Raw genomic sequence first — 22,911 nt, 5'->3', positions numbered from 1 at the left:
CGAGCCACTGGAAGAGGGGCCGACAGGTGACGAGCGCAGCCGAGCAGCGGGCACCGGCCAAGGGGCGGGCCGCGGCGCCCTCGACGAACGGAGCCCGGCGCGCCCCGGTGCCCGGACCGCCGGTGTGGCCGGGGGCGTCGACGCCGCTGGGGGCCCGGTTCCGGGTCGGCCCGGACGGGGTGGCGGGCACCAACTTCGCGCTCTGGGCGGCCGGGGCACAGGCGGTCCGGCTGTGCCTGTTCGACGCGGACGGCCGCGAGACACGCGTCCCGCTGACCGAGCTGACGCACGAGATCTGGCACGGCTTCGTGCCGGGTGTGCTGCCCGGACAGCGGTACGGCTACCGGGTGGACGGCCGCTGGGACCCGTGGACCGGCGCCCGCTGGAATCCGGCGAAGCTGCTCCTCGATCCGTACGCGCGGGCGGTGGACGGCGAATTCACCCTCCCGGCCGAGGTGTACGGCCATGTGCGGGACTGGCCGGAGCAGCACGTCGCCGACACGGTGCGCGACGAGCGGGACTCGGCGCCCCACGTCCCGAAGGGTGTCGTCGTCCACGACGACGACGACTGGTCCGACGACCGCCGCCCCAAGACGCCCTGGGCGGACTCGGTCATCTACGAGCTGCACGTCCGCGGCTTCACCCGGCTGCACCCCGGCGTCCCCGAACAACTGCGCGGCACCTACGCCGGGCTCGCCCACCCGGCCGCCGTCGAACACCTGGTGCGGCTGGGCGTGACGGCGGTGGAGCTGCTGCCCGTCCACCAGTTCGCGCACGAGGACCACCTGCTGCGCCGGGGCCTGTCCGACTACTGGGGTTACAACTCCGTCGGCTACTTCGCCCCGCACGCCGCCTACGCCGCCTCCGGTACGGCCGGGCAGCAGGTCGGCGAGTTCAAGCGGATGGTGCGCGCGCTGCACGCGGCCGGCATCGAGGTCATCCTCGACGTGGTCTACAACCACACCGCGGAGGCCGGGGAACTCGGGCCGACGCTGTCGCTGAAGGGCATCGACAACCGCGCCTACTACCGGCTCCAGGACGACGCCCGCCGCTACGCGGACTACACCGGCTGCGGCAACACCCTGCACGTGGTGCGGCCCCAGGTACTGCGGCTGATCACCGACTCGCTGCGTTACTGGGTGACCGAGATGGGCGTGGACGGCTTCCGCTTCGACCTCGCGGCGGCGCTCGCCCGCTCGATGCACGACGTGGACATGCTCTCGCCCTTCCTCGCGGTGATCGCCCAGGACCCGGTGCTGCGCCGGGTCAAGCTCATCGCCGAGCCCTGGGACGTCGGCTCCGGCGGCTACCAGGTGGGCGCCTTCCCGCCGCTGTGGGCCGAGTGGAACGACCGCTACCGGGACACCGTCCGCGACTTCTGGCGGCACGCGCTGCCCGACGTGCGCGAGATGGGCTACCGGCTGTCCGGCTCCAGCGACCTGTACGCCTGGGGCGGGCGCCGCCCGTACTCCTCGGTCAACTTCGTCACCGCGCACGACGGCTTCACGCTGCGGGACCTGGTGTCGTACGAGCGCAAGCACAACGAGGCCAACGGCGAGGACAACCGGGACGGCACCGACGACAACCGGTCCTGGAACTGCGGCGCGGAGGGTGAGACGGCGGACGCGGACGTCCGGGCCCTGCGCCGCCGGCAGCTGCGCAATCTGCTCACCACGCTGCTGCTGTCCACCGGGGTGCCGATGCTGGTGGCCGGCGACGAGTTCGGGCGCACCCAGGGCGGCAACAACAACGCGTACTGCCAGGACAACGCGACCGGCTGGCTGGACTGGTCGCTCCTGGAGGAGCCGGGCTGGCGGGATCTGCTCTCCCTCACCTCGCGGCTGATCGCGCTGCGCCACCGGCATCCGGTGCTGCGCCGGCGCGCCTTCTTCTCCGGGCGGGCGCAGGCCGCGGACGGGCTGCGCGACCTGGCCTGGTTCACCGCGCGGGGCGCGGAGATGACCGAGGGCGACTGGTACGCGCCCGCGGCCACGCTCGGCATGTACCTGTCCGGACGGGACATCCCGGGCCGTGACGAGCGGGGCGCGCAGGTGGTGGACGACAGCTTCCTCGCCGTGCTGCACGCGGGCGCGGAGCCGACCGGCTTCGTGCTGCCGGGCCCGCCGTGGGCCGAGCGCTACGAGATGGTGGTGGACACCTCCCGCGAGGACCAGTCGGCGGCGCCCGGCACGGCGTACCCGGCGGGCACGGAACTCACGGTGCCGGGGCGGGCGGCGCTGCTGCTGCGGGTCCCGCGGGGTCCGGGCGCCGGCTGAGTCCGGGACCGGCCGCGCCGGTGCGGCGGCCGCGCGTGACGCGGATCACGTGCCGCGGGTGCAGCGTACGAGGGGGTCCAGGGCCTTACCCCTTGTGAAGAGCGCCGGCGAGAACGGGGACCGTGGGAATGGAGCAGGCTCGGGCCGGTGAGTACGACGCGTTCGTGGCGGCCCGCTGGTCGGTCCTGTGCCACCTGGCCCGTCTGCTCACCGGGGGCGATCGGCACCGTGCCGAGGACCTGTTGCAGGAGTCCTTGGTCAAGCTGTGGTTCGCCTGGCCGAAGGTGGCCGACGAGGCGCCGGAGGCGTACGTGCGCACGGTGCTGGCGCGGGCGGCGGCCCGGTCGGCGCGGCGGCGCTGGTGGGGCGAGCGGCCCGTGGAGGAGCTGCCCGAGGTGGCGGCCGGCGGTGATCTGTCGGCGACCGTGGCCGAACGCTCCCGTCTGGAGGCCGCCCTCGCGCGGCTGACGCCGCGCCAGCGGGCCGCCGTGGTCCTGCGCTACTACCAGGACCTGCCCGACCGGCAGGTGGCCGAGACCCTCGGCTGCCCGGTCGGCACCGCACGGTCCCATGCCGCGCGCGGGGTGGCCCGGCTGCGGCAGTTGCTGTCGGACGTCGTCGAGCCGGTGGGGTGAGTGATGAAGCTCGGGAATCACGTGGAGGGGACCGGTCTCGGCGGGGCCGACGGCACCGAGGGGCCCGACGGTTTTGAACAGCGGCTGACGCGGCTGATGCACCGGACGCAGGAGCCGGCCCCGTTCGAGCCGCGGCACCGGGAGCGGCTGCGGGCGGGGGTGCGCACCCGCCGCCGGGTGCGCGCGGCGTACCGGGCCGCCGGTTCCGCGGCGGTGGTCGCGGGGATCGGCCTCGGGCTGTTCCTGTGGCCGCACGGGAACACCGAGGTGCTGCCCGGCGGGCCGGGGCCCCGGCCCGCCACCAGCCCGGCGCCCTCGCCCTCGGCCCCGCCGAGCGGTACGTCCACCGTCTCGCCGACCACGTCGCCGAGTTCGACACCGAGTTCGACCCAGGGTCCGGCCCCGAGTTCGACACCGGCTTCGACCCGGAGTTCGGACCCGGGTTCGTCATCGACCTCCTCCCCGTTTCCGGACGGAGCGACGTCGACGCCCGGTGCTCCCGGTACGACGCCGGCCACGTCGTACCCGCCGAACCCTCCCGAGACGGCCTCGGCCCCGCCGCCCACCACGACCGCCACCGCGAACAGCGAACGGGGAACCACATGATCAGCATCCGACCGGCCCGGCCCGCCACGCCGGTCCAGGCCCCCGCGCCCCGGCGCGCCCCGCTGCCCGTCCACCACGACGAGCCCGTACTGGACCTGGTCGTGCCGGTGTTCAACGAGGAGAAGGACCTGGAGCCGAACGTCCGGCGGCTGCACGCCCATCTGCGGGACACGTTCCCCTACCCCTTCCGGATCACGATCGCCGACAACGCGAGCACCGACCGCACCCCGCACATCGCGGCCCGGCTCGCCCTGGACATCCCCGAGGTGACCTCGCTGCGGCTGCCGGTGAAGGGCCGCGGCCGGGCGCTGCGGGCGGCCTGGTCGGGGTCCCGGGCGCCGGTGCTGGCGTATGTGGACGTCGACCTGTCCACCGGACTCGCGGCGCTGCTGCCGCTCGTCGCGCCGCTGATATCCGGCCACTCCGACCTGGCCATCGGCACCCGGCTCGCGGCCGGCGCGCGGGTGGTGCGCGGGCCCAAGCGCGAGGTGATCTCGCGCTGCTACAACACGCTGCTGCACTGGGCGCTCGCCGTCGGCTTCTCGGACGCGCAGTGCGGCTTCAAGGCGGTGCGCCGCGAGACCGCCGAGCGGCTGCTGCCGCTGGTGCGGGACGAGCACTGGTTCTTCGACACCGAGCTGCTGGTGCTCGCCGAACGGGCCGGGCTCAGGATCCACGAGGTACCGGTGGACTGGGTGGACGACCCCGACAGCAGTGTCGACATCCTCGCCACCGCGCTGGCCGACCTGCGCGGGATCGCCCGGATGCGGCGCACCCCGGCCGCCGCGGGCACGCGTGCCCGCCGTCCCCGTCCGGCCGCGTGACGGCGACCCTGCCGCGGCCCCTCGCCCCGGCCCTCGCACCCGGCTCCCGCCTGCGCCTGGCCGCCCGCCGGCACGGGCCGGTCCTCGCCGTGTTCGGCGCGCTGAAGCTGGCCGGCTTCTGCTCCTTCATGTACCTGCTGTCCGCCGCCGGTGACTACCGGGCCAAGGACCCCCGCTTCGGCGGCGGGGCGCACGCCTGGGACGTGCTGGCGACCTGGGACGGCTGGTGGTACCAGCAGATCGCGCTGCACGGTTACGACCCGAAGCTGGTCCCCGTACCGGGCGCCACCGGGATGATCACGCTGGAGGGCAACTCGGCGGCGTTCTTCCCGCTGTACCCCGCGCTGATCCGGATGACCTCCGCGGTGACCGGCCTCGGCTCGTACGGCGCCGGGCTGCTGGTGTCGATCCTCGCGTCCTTCGCGGCCGCGCTCGGCGTCTACGCGGTGGCGGAACGCTTCGGCGGCCGGCGCGCGGGGTTCGCCGCGGCCGGGCTGTGGGCGGTGTGGCCGGGCTCGGGCGTGGAGTGGGCGGTCTACTCCGACTCCCTCTACGTGGCCCTGGCCGTCTGGGCCTGCTACGCCGTGCTGACCCGGCGCTGGCTCGCCGCCGGGGTGCTCACCTTCAGCGCGGGGCTCAACCGGCCCACGGCCGCCGCGCTGATCGCCGCGCTGGCGGTGGCGGCGCTGCTGGCGGTGCGGCGCCGCGAGGACGGTGTGGTGCGGCCGCTGCTGGCCCTGGCGCTGGCCCCGCTCGGGCTGCTCGGCTATCTGCTGTGGGTCGGTGACCGGATGGGCGACCTCGGCGGCTACTTCAAGCTCCAGTCGGGCGCGTGGGCGCACCGCTTCGACTGGGGCAGCCAGACCCTGGACGTGCTGCGGTCGGTACCGGTGGGCCGGTTCGGCGACTACCTCTTCGCCTACCCCTACGCGGACATGATCGGCGTGGGTGTCGTCCTGCTCGCCTGCACGCTGCTGCCGCTGCTGATACGACTGCGGCCGCCGGCGGTACTGGTGGTGTACACGGTTCTCACCCTGGCCCTGGTCCTCGGCAGCCAGCAGATCTTCGCCAACGTCTCGCGCTATCTGCTCCCCTGCTTCCCCCTGTTCCTCCCACTGGCCTCCGCCCTGCGCCGGCTCTCCCTGCCGATGCTGTGCACGGTCCTCGCGTTCGCCGCGCTGGCCTCCGGCTCGTACGCCGGGTACGCGTTGTTCGAGCTGGGGGTGCCCTAGCCGCTCCGCGTGCGCGACCCGCAGGGGCGGCGCCCGGCCGGAGCACCGGTGTCCCCCTCAGACCAGGCTGTCCCGCCACGCCTTGTGGAGGTCGGCGAACCTGCCCGCGCCCGCGACGAGTTCGGCGGGGCGGCCGTCCTCGACGACCCGGCCGTCGGCCATCACCAGGACGCGGTCGGCGATCTCGACCGTGGACAGGCGGTGCGCGACGACCACGGCGGTGCGGCCGCGCAGGACGGTGGACATGGCCCGCTGGACGGCCCGTTCGCCGGGGATGTCCAGGGAGCTGGTGGCCTCGTCCAGGATGAGGACGGCCGGGTCGGCGAGCAACGCCCGTGCGAAGGCGACCAGTTGGCGCTGACCGGCGGAGATACGGCCACCGCGCTTGCGGACATCGGTGTCGTAGCCGTCGGGCAGCGTGCTGATGAACTCGTGCGCGCCGATCACCTTCGCGGCCCGCTCGATCTCCGCCCTGGAAGCGTCCGGACGGCCGATCGCGATGTTGTCCGCGACGGTCCCGGAGAACAGGAACGCCTCCTGGGTCACCATCACCACACCGCGCCGCAGTTCGGCGGTGGGCAGGTCGCGCAGGTCCACCCCGTCGAGCAGCACGCGCCCCTCGGTGGGGTCGTAGAAGCGGGCGAGCAGCTTGGCCAGGGTGGACTTGCCCGCGCCGGTGGAGCCGACCACGGCCACCGTCTGCCCGGCCGGCAGGGTCAGGTCGAAGCGTGGCAGCACCTCGCCGCCGGTGCCGTAGGCGAAGCGGACCCCGTCGAACGTCACCTCGCGGCCCGGGAACCCGTCGCGGGGCGGCGGCAGTTCGCGGGGCGTGACCGGTTCGGGCACGGACGGTGTCCGGGCCAGCAGCCCGGCGATCTTCTCCAGGGACGCGGCGGCCGACTGGTAGGAGTTCAGGAACATCCCGAGCCGGTCGATCGGGTCGTACAGGCGGCGCAGATACAGCACCGCCGCGGCCAGCACACCCAGCTCCAGCGAGCCGTCCGCCACCCGGTAGGCGCCCCAGAGCACGATGCCCGCGACCGCCGTGTTGGCGACCAGCCGGGAGCCCACCACATAGCGGGCCATCTCCAGGAGCGAGTCCCCGTTGGTCCGCTCGTGGGCGCGGTTCAGCGCGGCGAACGCGGCGTCGTTGGCCGCCTCCCGGCGGAAGGCGCGCACCGGGCGGATGCCGTTCATCGTCTCCACGAATTTCACGATCACCGCCGCGATCGCCGTGGACCGCGCCCGGAACACCCGTCCCGCGCGCCGCTGGTAGAGCCGGATCAGGAAGTACAGCGGAACGAACGAGCCGACCGCGACCGCGCCGAGCCCGAGGTCCAGCCACAGCAGCATGGCCGAGATGTAGACGAAGGACAGGACGACGGTCACCAGTTCCTGGAGCCCGTCCTCCATCAGCTCCCGCAACGACTCCACGTCGGTGGTGGAGCGGGAGATCAGCCGCCCGGAGGTGTACCGCTCGTGGAAGTCGATGCTCAGCGCCTGCGCGTGCCGGAAGATCCGCCCGCGCAGGTCGAGCAGCACGTCCTGGCTGACCCGCGCGGTCTGCCGCACGAACGCCATCTGGAGCCCGCCGGAGAGCAGCGCGCACAGCAGACAGCCGGCGCCCACCGCGATCAGCGGCCCGTACCGGTGGTCCCGGAAGGCGGGTACGGCGCGGTCGATGGCGTACGCCACCAGCAGCGGTCCGACCTGGACGGCCGCCTGCTGGAGGAGCAGCACGGTGGTGGTCAGCGCGACGCGGGCACGCATCGGCGCGAGCAGTGAGCGCAGCAGGGCGGCGGTGGCGCCGGGCGGGGAGGGCAGGAGGTCCTGCTCGAACGGGTCGCCGGGGCTCGTGGCGGTCAACGGGGGTCCTCCTCGCCGGACATGAGGTGTGCGTACTCGGCGTTGCAGCGCAGCAGTTCCTGGTGCGTGCCCACGGCCGCGATCCGGCCGCCGGAGAGCAGCGCCACCCGGTCGGCGAGCAGCACGGTGGAGGGGCGGTGCGCCACGATCAGCGCGGTGGTGTCCGCGAGCACCCGGCGCAGCGCGGCCTCCACGGCGGCCTCGGTGTGCACGTCCAGCGCGGACAGCGGATCGTCCAGGACCAGGAACCGGGGGCGGCCGACGACGGCCCGAGCCAGCGCGAGCCGCTGCCGCTGGCCGCCGGACAGACTGAGGCCCTGCTCGCCGACGCGGGTGTCGGTGCCCTCCGGCAGGGCGTGCGCGAACTCGGCCCGTGCGACTTCGAGGGCGCTGTCGAGATCGTCCCGTCCGGCGCCCTCCGGGGCGCCCATCAGGACGTTCTCCCCGACGGTGGCCGAGAAGAGGGTGGGTTCCTCGAAGGCCACGGCGACCTTCTCGCGCAGTTCCTCGCGGGGCATGGCCGTGATGTCGACGCCGTTCAGGGTGATGCGGCCCGAGGTGACCTCGTGCAGGCGGGGGACGAGGGCGGTGAGGGTGGTCTTGCCGCTGCCGGTGGCGCCGACGAGGGCCATGGACTCGCCGGGGCGGACGTGCAGGTCGATGTGGTGGAGGAGCGGCGGGGAGCCGGGGTCGGCGTCGGGGTAGCGGAACCGGACGTTCTCGAAGCGGAGCCCGGCCTCGTCGGCCGCGGCCGGCTCGGGCGCCGGGTCGCGCGGCCCGCTCCCGGCCGACTCCTGCTCCGGCGCCTCGTCCATCGCCTCGAAGTACCGCTCCGTGGCCGTGGCCGCCTCCTGGCTCATCGCCAGCAGGAACCCGATCGACTCCACGGGCCAGCGCAGCGCGAGCGCCGTACTGAGGAAGGCCACCAGCGTGCCGGCCGAGAGGTCCCCGTCGGCGACCTGGATCACGCCCAGCACCAGCGCCGCCCCGATCGACACCTCCGGCAGGGTGACGACGACGCCCCAGATCGTCGCCAGCAGCCGGGCCTTGTGCAGCTCGGTCCCGCGCAGGTCCGCGGAGCGGGCGTCGAACGCCCGTGCCTGGCTGCGGTGGCGGCCGAAGCCCTTGACGACGCGGATGCCGAGCACGCTCTCCTCGACCAGCGTGGTCAGGTCCCCCACCTGGTCCTGGGCCCGGCGCGCCACCCGCGCGTACCGCCCCTCGAAGACCACGCACGTCCACAGCACCGGCACCGCGGGCACCAGCACGACGAGCCCGAGCAGCCAGTCCTGGGCCAGCATGATCACCACGCCGACCAGGATCGTGACGCCGTTGACCAGCAGGAACGTCAGCGGAAAGGCGAGGAACATGCGCAGCAGCATCAGATCGGTGGTGCCCCTCGACAGCAGCTGACCGGAGGCCCACCGGTCGTGGAAGGCGACGGGCAGCCGCTGGAGATGCCGGTACAGGTCGGCCCGCATCCCCGCCTCGACGTGCGACAGCGGCCGGGCCACGAGCCAGCGCCGCACGCCGAACAGCACGGCCTCGGCGATCCCGAGCAGCAGCAGGTAGAGGGCGCCGAGCCAGACCCCCGCCGGGTCCCGGTCGGCCACGGGGCCGTCCACCAGCCACTTCAGGACGAGCGGGATCACCAGGCCCGTGCACGAGGCGACGATCGCGACGAGGGCCGCGGTGAGCAGCCGCGCGCGCACCGGCCGCACATAGGGCCACAGCCGCAGCAGGCCGCGTACGGCGGATCCGTTCTGGGTGGTTGCATGTGTCGTGGGCATCACGGGCGAGCGTACGGACCGGCACCGGCGGCGCCCACCGAGTTTCGACCGGTCCCCGCTCCGCCGCTGGTCCTACGCCGCCGGTCCCGCGCCGGGTCGTAACCCCGCATCAACCGATCGGCTGATGCGCCTTCGAGCGGGCCGGCCGATGTGCCGGACCCGGCCCGGACGGGATTCTCGACGCATGCCATCCGTCATCGAAGTCACCGATCTGCGCAAGTCGTACGGCGGCCGGCCCGTCGTGGACGGCGTCTCCTTCGCCGTCGAGGAGGGCGAGATCTTCGGGATCCTCGGCCCGAACGGCGCCGGCAAGACCACCACCGTCGAGTGCGTCGAGGGCCTGCGGGTCCCCGACGGCGGCCGGATCCGGGTCGCCGGGCTCGACCCGGTCGCCGACCACGCGGAGGTCGCCCGGAGCCTCGGCGCCCAGCTGCAACAGAGCGAGATCCAGGCCAAGCTGACGGTACGGGAGGCACTGGAGCTGTACGCCGCGTTCTATCCGCGGCCCGCCGACTGGCGGCCCCTCGCCGAGCGGCTGGGCCTCACCGACCGGCTCGGCACCCGGTTCGGGAAGCTGTCCGGCGGCCAGCGGCAGCGGCTGTTCATCGCGCTGGCGCTGATCGGCGGCCCCCGGATCGTGGTCCTGGACGAGCTGACCACCGGTCTCGACCCGCGGGCCCGCCGGGACACCTGGCAGCTGATCGAGGACGTCCGCGCGAGCGGGGTCACCGTCCTGCTCGTCACCCACTTCATGGAGGAGGCGCAGCGGCTGTGCGACCGGATCGCGGTGATCGACAAGGGGCGGGTGGCCGCCCTGGACACCCCGGCCGGGCTGATCCGGCGCTCGGCGGGCGCGACCGTCATCAGCTTCACCCCGTCGGCGCCACTGGACGAGCGTGAGCTGGCCGCGCTCCCCGCGCTCGCCTCGGTCGGGCGGCAAAACGGCCGGCTCACCCTGTCCGGCACCGACGAGACCGTCGACGCGGTCCTCACCCTGCTCGCCCGGCACCGCGTCACCGCCCATCAGCTGCGTGTCGTGGACGCCACCCTGGACGACGCGTTCCTCGACCTGACCATGGAGGCCACGGCATGAACACCGCCGTCCTGCGTACCGAGTTCCGGCTGTTCCGGCGCGAACCGGCCGCCGTGTTCTGGATGTTCCTGTTCCCGACGCTGCTGCTGGCGATCCTCGGCGCGATCCCGGCGTTCCGCGAGGCCGACGCGTCGATGGGCGGGCTGCGGCCCATCGACGCCTATGTGCCGGTTGCCGTGCTGATCGCGCTGCTGATGTGCGGGGCGCAGTCGCTGCCGCAGGTGCTCACCGGATACCGGGAGCGGGGCATCCTGCGCCGGATGTCGGCCACCCCGGTGCGGCCGGTCGCGCTGCTGGCCGCGCAGATGACGGTGCAGGGCGGGGTGGCGCTCGCCTCGGCGCTGCTCGCGCTGCTGGTCGGCCGGCTGGTGTTCGGCGTACGACTGCCCGAGCAGCCGGGCGGCTATCTGCTGGCGCTGCTGCTCGCGGCGGCGGCCTCGCTCGCCCTCGGCTCCGTCCTGTCGGCGCTGTCGCGGACCACGAAGATCGCGGGGGCGATCGGATCGGCGGTGTTCTTCCCGATGATGTTCTGCGCGGGGGTGTGGCTGCCGGTGCAGAACATGCCGCACACGCTGGCCCGGGTGGTGGGCTTCACGCCCTTCGGGGCGGCGGCCGAGGCCCTGGGCCAGGCGGCCGCCGGCCACTGGCCCGGCTCGGAGCACCTGGGGGTGCTCGCACTGTGGGCGGTGCTGCTCACGGCGGGCGCGGCCCGCTGGTTCCGCTGGGAGTGAGTGCCGCCGTGCCGGACACTGGGCTCATGACGCACGCGACCGGACCCGCGCGCAGGGCCTCCTTCGACCGCTGGGGGCCCTACGCGCTGCTCGCCGTGGGCCTGGTGACGTCGGCCGCCTCGGCCCGTGCGATCGGCATGTCGCGGGGCGGGACGGTGGCGGCCGGCGCTCTGGTGGCCGCCGCCGTGCTGCTCCAGCTGTCGTGGCGGCGGGTGACCCGGGGCACACCGGAGCCGAACCGCGTCGGCGCGTGCCTCTACTTCGCGCGCTGGGGGATGGCGTTCGCGCTGACCTGGCTCAACCCCTTCTTCGGGTTCTACGCGGCGGCCGGCTACTACAGCTCGGGGCTGCATCTGCCGCGGCGGGTGGTGCCGCTCGGGCTGTTCATGACCGCGGTGACCATGGCCGGCAGCGAGGTCGGGGGGATGCCGCCGCACGGGCCGCTGATGTGGGTGATCTTCGCGGCGGTCCTGTGCACCAACATCGGACTGGTCGGTCTGTTCTTCCGGTTCGCCGATCAGGAGCAGCGGCGCATGGCGGTCCAGGCCGACACCATCGACGAACTGGAGCGCACCAACGCGGCGTTGCAGCAGGCACTGGACGAGAACGCGGCCCTGCACGCGCAGTTGCTGGTGCAGGCGCGGGAGGCGGGCGTCGCCGACGAGCGGCGCAGGCTGGCCGCGGAGATCCACGACACGATCGCCCAGGGCCTGGCCGGCATCATCGCCCAGCTCCAGGTGGTCGCGGGCGCGACCGACCTGGCGACCGCCCACACCCATCTGGAGCGCGCCTCCTCCCTCGCCCGGCACAGCCTCGGCGAGGCCCGCCGCTCCGTGCACAACCTCGCCCCCGTCGAACTGGCCGGTGCCGGACTGCCACAGGCGCTGAAGAAGACGGTCGCCGACTGGGGCGAACGCACCGGTGTGCGGGCCGAGTTCACCATCACCGGCACCACCGGGTCACTGCACGAGGAGGTCTCGGCGACGCTGCTGCGGATCGCCCAGGAGGCGCTGTCCAACGCGGCCCGGCACGCCCGTGCGACCCGGCTCGGCGTCACGCTGACCTACCTGGGCGACGAGGTGATCCTGGACATCCGCGACGACGGCGCCGGCTTCGACCCGGCCGCCGTCCCCGCCCGCAGCCACGCGGGGGGTTTCGGCCTGGCGGGGATGCGGGCGCGGGCGGAGCGGATCGCGGGCACCCTCGCCGTCGAGTCGGAACCGGGGCACGGCACCGCGGTGTCGGCTCGCGTACCGTTGGTGCGCGATGACCGCTGAACCCCTCATCACGCTGCTGATCGTCGACGACCACCCGGTCGTCCGGGACGGTCTGCGCGGCATGTTCGAGTCCGCGCCCGGCTTCCGCGTGCTCGGCGAGGCCGCGAGCGGTCCCGAGGGGGTCGTACGGGCGGCCGAGCTGGACCCCGACGTGATCCTGATGGACCTGCGCATGCCGGGGGGCTCCGGCGTCGCGGCCATCCGTGAACTGACCCGGCGCGGTGCCCGCGCCAAGGTCCTGGTCCTCACCACGTACGACACCGACTCCGACACCCTCCCCGCGATCGAGGCCGGCGCCACCGGCTACCTCCTCAAGGACGCCCCGCGCGACGAGCTGTTCACCGCCGTGCGCGCCGCCGCCGAGGGCCGCACCGTCCTCTCCCCCGCCGTCGCCTCCCGCCTCGTGCGGGCGGTGCGCGCCCCCGCCCCCGGCAACGAACCCCTCTCCGCCCGCGAACGCGAGGTCCTCGCCCTGGTCGCCAGGGGCACCTCCAACCGCGAGATCGCCCGCGAGCTCTTCATCAGCGAGGCCACCGTCAAGACCCACCTCACCCACCTCTACGCCAAACTGGGCGCCAAGGACCGCGCCGCGGCGGTGGCGGCGGCGTACGACCGGGGCATCCTGGGCTGAGCCCACGCCCCCGCCCGCCCGCCCGTTAATCGATGGAGCGGTGCCGCGGGGCGTCGATACCGTCTGGGTTTTCCGGTGGGCGCACGGTGGCTGGGGGCTCGATGATCGACGCGTACGAGGAGCCGGGGGCGGCGCAGACGCGTGGGGGCTGGTGGTATCTGTGGTGGGTGGTGGCGCGGCAGCGGAGGCGGCCGTGGGCGGCGGGTGGGCTGGGGACGGCGTGGATGGTGCTGCTGGCGGCGCAGCCGTACATGATGCAGCGGGCCGTGGACGAAGGGCTGGTGCCGGGGCGGCTCGGCGTGCTGGCCGCGTGGAGTGCGGCGATGTTCCTGGTGGGGGCGCTGACCGCCTGGCTGAGCATTCTGCGGCACCGGACGATGACCCGGCTGCGCATGGACGCCGGTTTCCGTACGAGCAAGCTGGTCGTGGAGCAGGCGGTGCGGCTGGGCGCCGCGTTGTCGCGGCGGGCCGAGGCCGGCGAGGTGGTGACGGTCGGGGTCGGTGATGTGAGCGCCGTCTCGGACTCGCTCACCATGGTCGGACCGGGCGTCGCCTCGATCGTGTTCTACGGGGTGGTGGCCGGGCTGCTCGTCTCGGTCTCCCCGCCGCTCGCCCTGGTCGTGCTGCTCGGACTGCCCCTGATCGCGCTGGTCACCGGGCCGCTCGGCCGCAGGCTCCAGGGTGTCGAGAGCGAGTACCGGGAGCGGCAGGGCGTGCTCACCGCCCGCATCGGTGATCTCGCGGCCGGATTGCGGGTGTTGGGCGGCCTCGGCGGGAAGGGGCTGGTCGCGGACGCCTTCCGCGCGGACTCGCGGCGGCTGCGCGAACAGGGGTACCGGGTGGCCTCGGTGGCCAGCTGGGTGCAGGCGCTCGCCGTGGGCCTGCCCACCCTGTTCCTCGCCGTCGTCACCTGGCTCGCGGCCCGCATGGCCGCCCAAGGAGACCTGAGCATCGGCCAGTTGGTCGCGGTGTACGGATACGTCGCGGTCCTGGTCGGCCCGGTCGCCTTCTTCGTGGAGATGGTCTACGACCTCAACCGGGGCGTCGTCGCCGCGCGTCGTGTCGTACGGCTGCTCCGCCTGGAACCGGAGCCGGACGAGGGCACCCTCCCGGCGCCCGAGCGGCCCGCCGAGCTGTGCGACCCCGTCTCCGGGACCCGGGTGGCGCCGGGCCGGCTGACCGCGCTGGCCGCCGCCCGGCCTGCCGACGCCACCGCCGTGATCGACCGCCTCGGCCGGTACGGGCCGACCGACGCCACCTGGGGGGACGTGCGCGTGGACGCCGTACCGCTGGCGGACGTGCGCCGGCGCGTCCTCGTCGCGGACAACGAGGCCGATCTGTTCGCCGGGCCGCTGTTGGAGGTCGTGGCCGCGGGGCGGCCCGCCGGCGCGGACGCCGTGCGGCGGGCGGTGCACGCGGCCGCCGCCGAGGATGTCGTCGACGGCCTGCCGGACGGGCTGGACACGGCGGTCTCCGGGCGGGGCCGCAGCCTGTCCGGCGGTCAGCGGCAGCGGCTGCGGCTGGTGCGCGCCCTGCTGGCCGACCCCGAGGTACTGCTCGCCGTCGAGCCGACCTCCGCGCTGGACGCGCACACCGAGGCGACGGTGGCCCGGCGGCTGCGGGCGGCCCGGGACGGCCGTACCACCCTCGTGGCCAGCACCTCCCCGCTCGTGCTGGACCACGCGGACATCGTGGTGTTCCTGGCCGAGGGGAAGGTCGTCGCGACCGGGCCGCACCGACGGCTGCTGGCCGAACAACCCGCCTACCGGGCGCTGGTGGCCCGGGACGCCGAGGAAATCGACACGGAAGGGGCTGCCTCGTGAGCGCCGCCGAGACGCTGCTGCCCGTCGCGAACCGCGCGGACGTACGACGGGCCGCGCTGCGGCTGGTGCGCGCCGACCGGCGGAAATTCGCCGGCACCCTGCTGCTGAACGTGCTCGCCGCGGCGGCCGGGCTCGCCGGACCCTGGCTGGTCGGCCGGATCGTCGACGAGGTGCGGGCCGGCCGCGGGGTCGGCGCGGTGGACCGGCTGGCCCTGGGGATCCTGGTGTGCTCACTGGCCCAGCTGCTGCTGGCCCGTTGGGCGCGCCGGGCCGGCAACCGGTTCGGTGAGCGGACCCTTGCCAGGGTGCGCGAGGGCTACGTCGAGAACGTGCTCGCGCTGCCCTCCTGCGCGGTGGAGCGGGCCGGGACCGGAGATCTGACCGCGCGCGGCACGGCGGACGTGGTGACCGTCGGCTCGACCCTGCGGGACGCCGGTCCGGAGCTGCTCATCAACGGCGTGCAGGGCCTGTTCGTCCTGGGCGCGGTGTTCGCGCTCGACCCGCTGCTCGGCGGGATCGCGCTGCTCGCGCTGACCCCGATCTGGCTGGCGCTGCGCTGGTATCTGCGGCGCGCCCGGGACGGCTATCTCGCCCAGGGCGCGGCGGGCTCCGCCGTCGCGGAGATCATCGCGGCGACGGCCGAAGGCGCCCGCACCGTCGAGGCGTTCGGACTCGCCGAGCGGCGGATCGCCGCGAGCCGGGACAGTCTGGAGCATTCCCGCCGGGCCCGCTTCCACACCCTGTTCCTGCGCTCGGTGTTCTTCCCGGTCATCGAGACGACGTACGCCCTCCCGGCGGCCGCCGCGCTGCTGCTCGGCGGCTGGCTGCACGCGCGGGGCGAGGTCGGCGTGGGCGCGGTGGTGGCGTCGGCGCTGTATCTGCAGCAGTTCGTGGATCCGCTGGACCAGATCCTGATGCGGGTGGAGCAACTCCAGAGCGCCGGGGCCTCGTTCGCCCGGGTGGAGGGGCTGGCGCGGGCTTCCGGCCCGGCGGACGGTCGCCCGACGGCCACCCCCAGCCCCGACTCCACCCCCGCCCCCGACACCCGTATCGAAGTCCGCGGTCTCCACTACGCCTACGACCACGGCGCCGAGGTCCTGCGCGGTGTCGACCTCGCCGTCCGCCCCGGTGAACGCCTCGCCCTCGTGGGGCCCTCCGGCGCCGGCAAGACCACCCTGAGCAGACTCCTCGCGGGCGTCGACCGCCCCGGCACCGGCTCGGTGACCGTCGGCGGGGTACCGGTCACCGAGCTCGCGCCGGAGGTGCTGCGCCGCCAGGTCGTCCTCGTCACCCAGGAGCACCACGTCTTCCTCGGCACCGTCCGGGACAACCTCCGCATCGCCGAACCCGCCGCCACCGACGATCGGTTGTGGGCCGCCCTCGCGGCCGTCGGCGCCGACGGCTGGGTGCGCGAGTCGCCCGACGGCCTCGGCACCCGCCTCGGCGCCGGCGGTCACCCGACCGACGGCTCCCAGGCCCAGCAACTCGCGCTGGCCCGCGTCGTGCTGGCCGACCCGCACACCCTGGTCCTGGACGAGGCGACCGCCCTCCTCGACCCGGCGACCGCCCGGCACACCGAGCGCGCCCTCGCCGCCGTGCTGCGCGGCCGCACCGTCGTCGCCGTGGCCCACCGCCTGCACACCGCCCATGACGCGGACCGCGTGGCGGTGATGGAACACGGGCGGCTGACCGAACTGGGCACCCACGACGAGCTGGTGGCGGCCGGCGGCACCTACGCGGCGCTGTGGCGGACCTGGCACGGGGATGCCGCACGGGCCTGACCGATATCAAGCCACACACAGCACGCCCTCAAGCGGACGAACGGAATGTGAAATTCCGGAAAACCATGCCCCAAGGACCATAAAAATCAAGGTCATTGGGGAGCGACAGCAATCCGGGCGCGACTCGTTCACACCATCGCAATATTTCTCGGACACTCACTTCCAGCCAACATCACTTCAGGGTCCTGACATGTACGCGCCTTGGGTGTCACTCTCTCTCCACGCCGCAAGCAGCACAGCAGCTTCACAGCAACACACTCTCCGGCAGTAACCCCACGCTGCCCGGACTCCCCCACGAAGAAGGAGCTTGCGTGAGCCCCCTCTACGCGCGTCACAAGCGCACCACCCTGGCCATCGCCACCGCCGTCGCCGCCGGAGCCCTCGTCTCCGCCGGTCTGGCCACCACCGCCTCGGCGGCCCAGACCCCGGCCGCCGCCAAGCCGCTGGCCGCGGCGCCCAGCGCGTTGTCCGCCGCCGCCCACACCTCGCTGATCGAGCGGGCGCAGACGGACGCCCCGCAGACCGCGCGGCAGATAGGCCTCGGCGCCAAGGAGAAGCTGGTCGTCAAGGACGTCGTCAAGGACGTCGACGGCACGGTGCACACCCGCTACGAGCGCACCTACGCGGGCCTGCCGGTCCTCGGTGGCGACCTGGTCGTCCACACCGCGAAGTCCGGCAGGACCGAGGGCGTCACCAAGGCGAACAAGGCCACCATCAAGGTCGCCTCGCTCACGCCCAGGCTCACCCCGGCCAAGGCCGAGAAGCAGGCCGTCTCCGCCGCCAAGAGCCTCGGCTCGGCCAAGTCCACCGCGGACGGCGCCCGCAAGGTGATCTGGGCCGGCTCCGGCACCCCCGTCCTCGCCTACGAGACGGTCGTCGGCGGCCTCCAGGACGACGGCACCCCGAACCAGCTGCACGTCATCACCGACGCCGCCACGGGCAAGAAGCTCTTCGAGTACCAGGGCATCGAGAACGCGACCGGCACCGGCAAGACCCTGTACTCGGGCTCCGTGAGCCTGACCACCACCCAGTCGGGCTCGTCGTACCAGCTCACCGACGCCACCCGCGGCGGCCACAGCACCTACAACCTGAAGCACAGGACGGGCGGCAAGGGCACGCTGTTCACCGACGCGGACAACATCTGGGGCACCGGCACGGCCTCCAGTTCCAGCACGGACCAGACGGCCGCCGCGGACGCCGCCTACGGCGCCCAGGAGACCTGGGACTTCTACAAGAGCACGTTCGGGCGCAGCGGCATCAAGAACAACGGTGTCGGCGCGTACTCCCGCGTGCACTACGGCAACCAGTACGTGAACGCGTTCTGGGACGACAGCTGCTTCTGCATGACGTACGGCGACGGCTCGGGCAACAACCACCCGCTCACCGCGCTGGACGTGGCCGGCCACGAGATGAGCCACGGTGTCACCTCCAACACCGCGGGCCTCAACTACAGCGGCGAGTCCGGCGGTCTGAACGAGGCCACCTCCGACATCTTCGGCACCGGGGTGGAGTTCTTCGCCAACAACGCGTCCGACAAGGGCGACTACCTCATCGGCGAGAAGATCGACATCAACGGCGACGGCACCCCGCTGCGCTACATGGACAAGCCCAGCAAGGACGGCGGCTCGGCGGACTACTGGTCCTCCTCCGTCGGCAACCTGGACGTCCACTACTCGTCCGGCGTCGCCAACCACTTCTTCTACCTGCTGTCCGAGGGCAGCGGCGCGAAGACGATCAACGGGGTGTCCTACAACTCCCCCACGTACAACGGCTCCGCGGTCACCGGCATCGGCCGGGACAAGGCGCTCCAGATCTGGTACAAGGCGCTGACGACGTACTTCACGTCGACCACCAACTACAAGTCGGCCCGCACGGGCACGCTGTCCGCGGCATCCGCCCTGTACGGCTCCTCCAGCGCCGAGTACAAGGCGGTGGCGGCGGCCTGGTCGGCGGTCAACGTCAACTGACCCCCGGCGCGGCGGTGACGAGGGCAGGGTTGTGAAGAGGGCGGCACCCGGAGCGGATCTCCTCCGGGTGCCGCCCTACCCTTGTGCCCCATGTCCTCGGCACCCTTCACGTACGAACCGGTCGGAGCGACCCGCGACGACCTGACCTTCTGCCCGCCCGGATTCCGCCCGCTGCTGGTGCGCACCCGCCTCGGCGAGGGCCGGAAGGTCTTCAGCCGGGCCGCCGAGGCGGTCCTCACCTGGGAGATGCACCGCGCGCTCGGTGTGGGCATGGAGGCCGCCGCCGACCGCGCCGCCCCCGGCGTGGACGTCACGGTCACCCTGGCCGGCGTCGTCAAGGCGCCCTGCCAGGTCATATGGACCGCCGAGGAACCCCGCCGCGCGGGCTGGGCCTACGGCACCCTCGGGGGCCACCCCGAATGCGGCGAGGAAGCCTTCCTGGTCGACCGCACCGGGGACGGCACGGTCTGGCTCACCGTCGCCGCCTTCAGCAGGCCGGCCAAGTGGTACGCGAGGGCGGGCGGCCCGGCGACCCGCGGCCTCCAGCACGCCTACGCGCGGCGGTGCGGGGCCGTCCTGAAGAAGATGTGCGCGGCGTACGACGCGGACTGAACGGGCACCGGCTACCGCAGCAGCATCCCCGCTCCCTCCCCCGCGTCCTCCGCCGGCAGTGCCACCACGCCCACCTCCGCCGCCGAGGCGAGCAGGCGGTGGGCGGGGAGGATGCGCACCGTGCAGCCGTAGGGGCCGGTGCGGTCGAGGGAGAGCTGGCCCTCGTAGAGGCGGTGGCCCTCCAGGTCGGGGGTGCCGGCCGGTTTCAACGGGACGATCGTGGCGTCGGTGATGCGGTCCCGCGCGTCCACCCGCCCGGAGACCGCCTGGACCTCGACGTCCTCGGGGGTCAGCGCGCCGAGCCCGACGCGCACCCGCAGTCCGATCGTCGTACCCAGTTCCGCCGTGGCCGTCGTCTCGGTCGTCTCGACGTGGTCGACGCTCACCCCGTGCCAGGCGTCCCGCACCCGCGCCTTCCACCCGGCCAGCTCCCCGGCGGCGTCCGGGGTCAGCGCACGGTGGGAGCGGGCGGCCGGGGCGTAGAGCCGCTCCACGTACTCGCGGACCATGCGGCCGGCCAGCACCTTGGGGCCGAGCAGGGTGAGGGTCTGGCGGACCATCTGGATCCACCGGTCGGGCAGCCCGCCCCGGCCGCGCTCGTAGAAGCGCGGGGCGATCCGCTGTTCCAGCAGGTCGTAGAGGGCCGCCGCCTCGATGTCGTCGCGCCGCTCCGCGTCCGTGCCGGCGCCGTCCGCGGTCGGGATGGCCCAGCCGAAGTCCGGCCGGAACCACTCGTCCCACCAGCCGTCCCGCACGGAGAGGTTGAGGCAGCCGTTGAGTGCCGCCTTCATCCCGGAGGTGCCGCAGGCCTCCAGCGGGCGCAGCGGGTTGTTGAGCCAGACGTCGCAGCCGGGGTAGAGCCGCTGCGCCATCGCCATGCCGTAGTCGGGCAGGAAGACGATCCGGTGCCGCACCCGGGCGTCGTCCGCGAACCGGACCAGTTCCTGCACCAGCCGCTTGCCGCTGTCGTCGGCCGGGTGCGCCTTGCCCGCCACCACGAGCTGCACCGGCCGCTCGGGGTGCAGCAACAGCTCCCGCAGCCGGTCGCGGTCGCGGAGCATCAGCGTCAGCCGCTTGTAGGACGGCACCCGCCGCGCGAACCCGATGGTGAGCACGTCCGGGTCGAGGACCGACTCGATCCAGCCCAACTCGGCGCTCCCGGCTCCGCGTTGGCGCCATGAGGCGCTGAGCCGCTCGCGCACCTCCAGCACCAGCTGTTCGCGCAGGGTGCGGCGCAGCTCCCAGATCTCCTGGTCCGGGATGTCCGCCACCGAGTCCCAGCGCTCGGAGCCGCCGACGGCGAGGGCGTCCTCGGCCCGCTGGGTGCCGATCTTCCGGGCGCCGAGCCGCAGCACCTCCGGGGCTACCCAGGTGGGGGCGTGCACCCCGTTGGTCACGGAGGTGATCGGCACCTCCTCGGCGTCGAATCCCGGCCACAGCCCGGCGAACATCTCCCGGCTGACGTGTCCGTGCAGCAGCGAGACCCCGTTGGCGCGCTGGGCGAGCCGGAGCCCCATCACGGCCATGTTGAACAGGTTCGGCTCGCCGCCGGGGTACGTCTCCATACCGAGCGCGAGGATCCGGTGCGTCTCGATGCCGGGCAGCTCCGCGTCCGGGCCGAAATGCCGTGCGATCAGGTCCCGTTCGAAACGGTCGATGCCGGCCGGGACCGGGGTGTGGGTGGTGAACACCGTGCCGCCGCGCACCGATTCGAGCGCGGCGTCGAAGTCCGTTCCCCGCGCGCAGAGTTCGGCGATCCGTTCCAGGCCGAGGAAGCCCGCGTGCCCCTCGTTGGTGTGGAACACCTCCGGCTCCGGGTGCCCGGTGAGCCGGCAGTACGCGCGCACCGCCCGGACACCTCCTATGCCGAGCAGCATCTCCTGGAGCAGCCGGTGCTCGCTGCCGCCGCCGTAGAGCCGGTCGGTGACCGAGCGGGCGCCGAGGTCGTTCTCCTCCACGTCCGAGTCGAGCAGCAGCAGCGGCACCCGGCCGACCTGCGCCAGCCAGATCCGGGCGTGCAGGGCCCGCCCGCCGGGCAGCGCGAGCGCGACGCGCGCGGGCGTCCCGTCGGCCTCCGCCAACTGGGTGAGGGGCAACTCGTTGGGGTCGAGCACCGGGTAGTGCTCCTGCTGCCAGCCGTCCCGGGAGAGGGTCTGCCGGAAGTACCCGTGCCGGTACAGCAGCCCGACCCCGACGAGGGGGACACCGAGGTCGCTGGCCGCCTTCAGATGGTCGCCGGCGAGGATGCCGAGCCCCCCGGAGTACTGCGGCAGAGCGGCCGTGATGCCGAACTCGGGGGAGAAATAAGCCACGGCGGAGGGCAGCCCCTCGGGCTGGGCCTGGTACCAGCGCTCACCGGTCAGATAGTCGTCCAGATCGTCCGCGACCGCGTTCAGACGCCGCCTGAAGCGCCGGTCCCCCGCGAGTTCGGCGAGCCGCGCGGGCCGCACCCGGCCCAGCAGTCGTACCGGGTCGCACCCTGCGGCACTCCACGCCCCCGGGTCGACGGACTGGAACAGATCGCGCGTCTCCGCATGCCATGACCAGCGCAGATTGTGCGCCAGCTCGCTCAGCGGCCGGAGAGGTTCGGGGAGAACGGGACGGACGGTGAACCGACGGATCGCCTTCACATGCCACCTCGGCGGGCGCGTTTCGGAGTGAGACGCACGGCGGCGTGCGTCTCGTCGTCCCTCCCGACGGTAGTGGTTACCGGAGCGTCGGTGGGGACGTCCCGGCGGGGGTGTCGGGCGTGGGCCGGCGGGCCCGGGGCACTCGTACAAGTGGGCCGGTCTGATGGGTGGACATACGCACGAGTAGTTAACAAAGTTCCGGATTGCCCACCCGAGAAGGATGGGAAGGCTCCTCCGTACCCGCCCCGAAGGCACCACCCGGAACCGCACGCAGGACCCACCTCCCCTAGTCATCCCACGTTGACGCGGACAGGAGCGGTCATGCCCGCCACGCACCACTCGTCAGCCGCCACGCACACCTCGTCGCCGGCCCCGCCCGGCACCGCCCCGCCCCCGGGCGCCGCCCCACCCCCGGGCGGCGCGCCCGCGGCGGCGGCGAAGAAGACAGCGGCCCGAAAACGCGCCAAGTCCCCCGCCGGGACACCACCGGGGCAGGCCACCGCCGTCGGCCGCATCCCGGTCCTCGACGTGTGCCCCGTGGTCCAGCACGGGCGCCGGCCCGCCAAGGCGGTGACCGGGGAGTCGTTCGAGGTCTCGGCCACGGTGTTTTGCGAGGGGCACGACGCGGTGGCGGCCAACGTGGTGCTGCGCGACCCCCGGGGCCGGCCGGGCCCCTGGACGCCGATGCGGGAACTGGCCCCGGGCACCGACCGCTGGGGCGCCACCGTCACGGCGGGGGTGCCCGGCCGTTGGACGTACACGGTCGAGGCGTGGGCGGATCCGCTCGCCACCTGGCGGCACCACGCCGGGATCAAGATCCCGGCGGGCATGGACACGGAACTGGTGCTGGAGGAGGGCGCCCGGCTGTACGAGCGCGCCGCCGCCGGGGTCCCGAAGACGCACCGGCGCGAGATCCTGGACGCGGCGGCCGCCCTGCGGGACGGGGAACGCCCGGCCGCCTGGCGGCTGGCGGAGGCGCTGCGGCCCCCCGTGCGGGAGCTCCTGGACCGTCACCCGCTGCGGGAGCTGGTCACCGCCTCGGACCCGATGCCGCTGCTGGTCGAGCGGGAACGGGCGCTCTACGGCTCCTGGTACGAGTTCTTCCCGCGCAGCGAGGGGACGAAGGAGCGGCCGCAC

At 73.7% G+C, this 22,911-nt stretch carries 15 protein-coding genes and 1 pseudogene; 13 read left to right on the top strand and 3 right to left on the bottom strand.

Translation table 11 applies throughout. From position 1 onward, the window contains the following. Positions 1-26: 26 nt before the first annotated feature. From glgX to VT52_RS02375, 4 genes and pseudogenes are all read left to right on the top strand, one after another. Positions 27-2,276 (top strand): glycogen debranching protein GlgX, encoded by a 2,250-nt coding sequence (gene glgX / locus VT52_RS02395; protein WP_046423307.1) that lies wholly within the window; start codon positions 27-29, stop codon positions 2,274-2,276. 128 nt (positions 2,277-2,404) lie between these two features. Then, on the top strand, positions 2,405-2,911 hold the full coding sequence (locus tag VT52_RS02390; protein WP_046423305.1) for a SigE family RNA polymerase sigma factor: 507 nt from the start codon (positions 2,405-2,407) through the stop codon (positions 2,909-2,911). A 602-nt stretch (positions 2,912-3,513) separates the two neighbouring features. Further along, positions 3,514-4,299 (top strand): annotated as a pseudogene (locus VT52_RS02380) (dolichyl-phosphate beta-glucosyltransferase); the annotation flags it as partial. Positions 4,300-4,337: 38 nt separating this feature from the next. Then, a complete protein-coding gene (locus VT52_RS02375) occupies positions 4,338-5,573 on the top strand; it encodes a glycosyltransferase family 39 protein (RefSeq protein WP_046423301.1) in 1,236 nt (411 codons plus the stop codon). Positions 5,574-5,630: 57 nt separating this feature from the next. Here VT52_RS02375 and VT52_RS02370 read toward each other — a convergent pair whose 3' ends face one another. Both VT52_RS02370 and VT52_RS02365 read right to left on the bottom strand, forming a co-directional pair. Continuing rightward, entirely contained in the window at positions 5,631-7,439 is a 1,809-nt protein-coding gene (locus VT52_RS02370; RefSeq protein WP_046423299.1) for an ABC transporter ATP-binding protein, read from the bottom strand. Beyond that, positions 7,436-9,229: an ABC transporter ATP-binding protein gene (locus VT52_RS02365; protein WP_046423297.1), complete on the bottom strand. Its 1,794-nt coding sequence runs from the start codon at positions 9,227-9,229 to the stop codon at positions 7,436-7,438. The genes VT52_RS02370 and VT52_RS02365 overlap by 4 nt, the downstream gene beginning before the upstream one ends. Before the next feature lie 184 nt (positions 9,230-9,413). Between VT52_RS02365 and VT52_RS02360 the strand changes: the two genes are divergently transcribed. From VT52_RS02360 to VT52_RS02325, 8 genes are all read left to right on the top strand, one after another. Next, complete coding sequence (locus VT52_RS02360; protein WP_046423295.1) at positions 9,414-10,322, top strand: ABC transporter ATP-binding protein; 909 nt, start codon at positions 9,414-9,416, stop codon at positions 10,320-10,322. Further along, positions 10,319-11,053, top strand: coding sequence for an ABC transporter permease (locus VT52_RS02355; protein ID WP_046423293.1), 735 nt, complete (start codon positions 10,319-10,321; stop codon positions 11,051-11,053). Before VT52_RS02360 ends, VT52_RS02355 begins: the two co-directional genes overlap by 4 nt. 26 nt (positions 11,054-11,079) lie before the next feature. Further along, positions 11,080-12,330, top strand: a complete 1,251-nt coding sequence (locus VT52_RS02350; protein WP_046423292.1) for a sensor histidine kinase — start codon at positions 11,080-11,082, stop codon at positions 12,328-12,330. Continuing rightward, positions 12,320-12,961 (top strand): response regulator, encoded by a 642-nt coding sequence (locus tag VT52_RS02345; RefSeq protein ID WP_046423291.1) that lies wholly within the window; start codon positions 12,320-12,322, stop codon positions 12,959-12,961. Before VT52_RS02350 ends, VT52_RS02345 begins: the two co-directional genes overlap by 11 nt. 101 nt (positions 12,962-13,062) lie before the next feature. Further along, positions 13,063-14,784 (top strand): ABC transporter ATP-binding protein, encoded by a 1,722-nt coding sequence (locus VT52_RS02340; protein WP_046423288.1) that lies wholly within the window; start codon positions 13,063-13,065, stop codon positions 14,782-14,784. Continuing rightward, positions 14,781-16,565 (top strand): ABC transporter ATP-binding protein, encoded by a 1,785-nt coding sequence (locus tag VT52_RS02335; protein WP_046423286.1) that lies wholly within the window; start codon positions 14,781-14,783, stop codon positions 16,563-16,565. The genes VT52_RS02340 and VT52_RS02335 overlap by 4 nt, the downstream gene beginning before the upstream one ends. Positions 16,566-16,876: 311 nt before the next feature. After that, a complete protein-coding gene (locus VT52_RS02330; protein ID WP_046423284.1) occupies positions 16,877-18,532 on the top strand; it encodes a M4 family metallopeptidase in 1,656 nt (551 codons plus the stop codon). Between the two features lie 90 nt (positions 18,533-18,622). Then, complete coding sequence (locus VT52_RS02325; RefSeq protein ID WP_046423282.1) at positions 18,623-19,144, top strand: DUF1990 domain-containing protein; 522 nt, start codon at positions 18,623-18,625, stop codon at positions 19,142-19,144. Positions 19,145-19,155: 11 nt separating this feature from the next. Here the strand turns inward: VT52_RS02325 and glgP are convergent, their stop codons facing one another. After that, entirely contained in the window at positions 19,156-21,774 is a 2,619-nt protein-coding gene (gene glgP / locus VT52_RS02320; RefSeq protein ID WP_046423280.1) for an alpha-glucan family phosphorylase, read from the bottom strand. 321 nt (positions 21,775-22,095) lie between these two features. On the opposite strand from glgP, the gene VT52_RS02315 reads away from it, so the two are divergent. After that, on the top strand, positions 22,096-22,911 hold an 816-nt coding region (locus VT52_RS02315), incomplete at its 3' end, for a maltotransferase domain-containing protein (protein WP_143070826.1).

Source organism: Streptomyces malaysiense, assembly GCF_000980885.2.
GTDB lineage: Bacteria > Actinomycetota > Actinomycetes > Streptomycetales > Streptomycetaceae > Streptomyces > Streptomyces malaysiense.
This window is presented reverse-complemented; position numbering and strand designations above follow the sequence as displayed.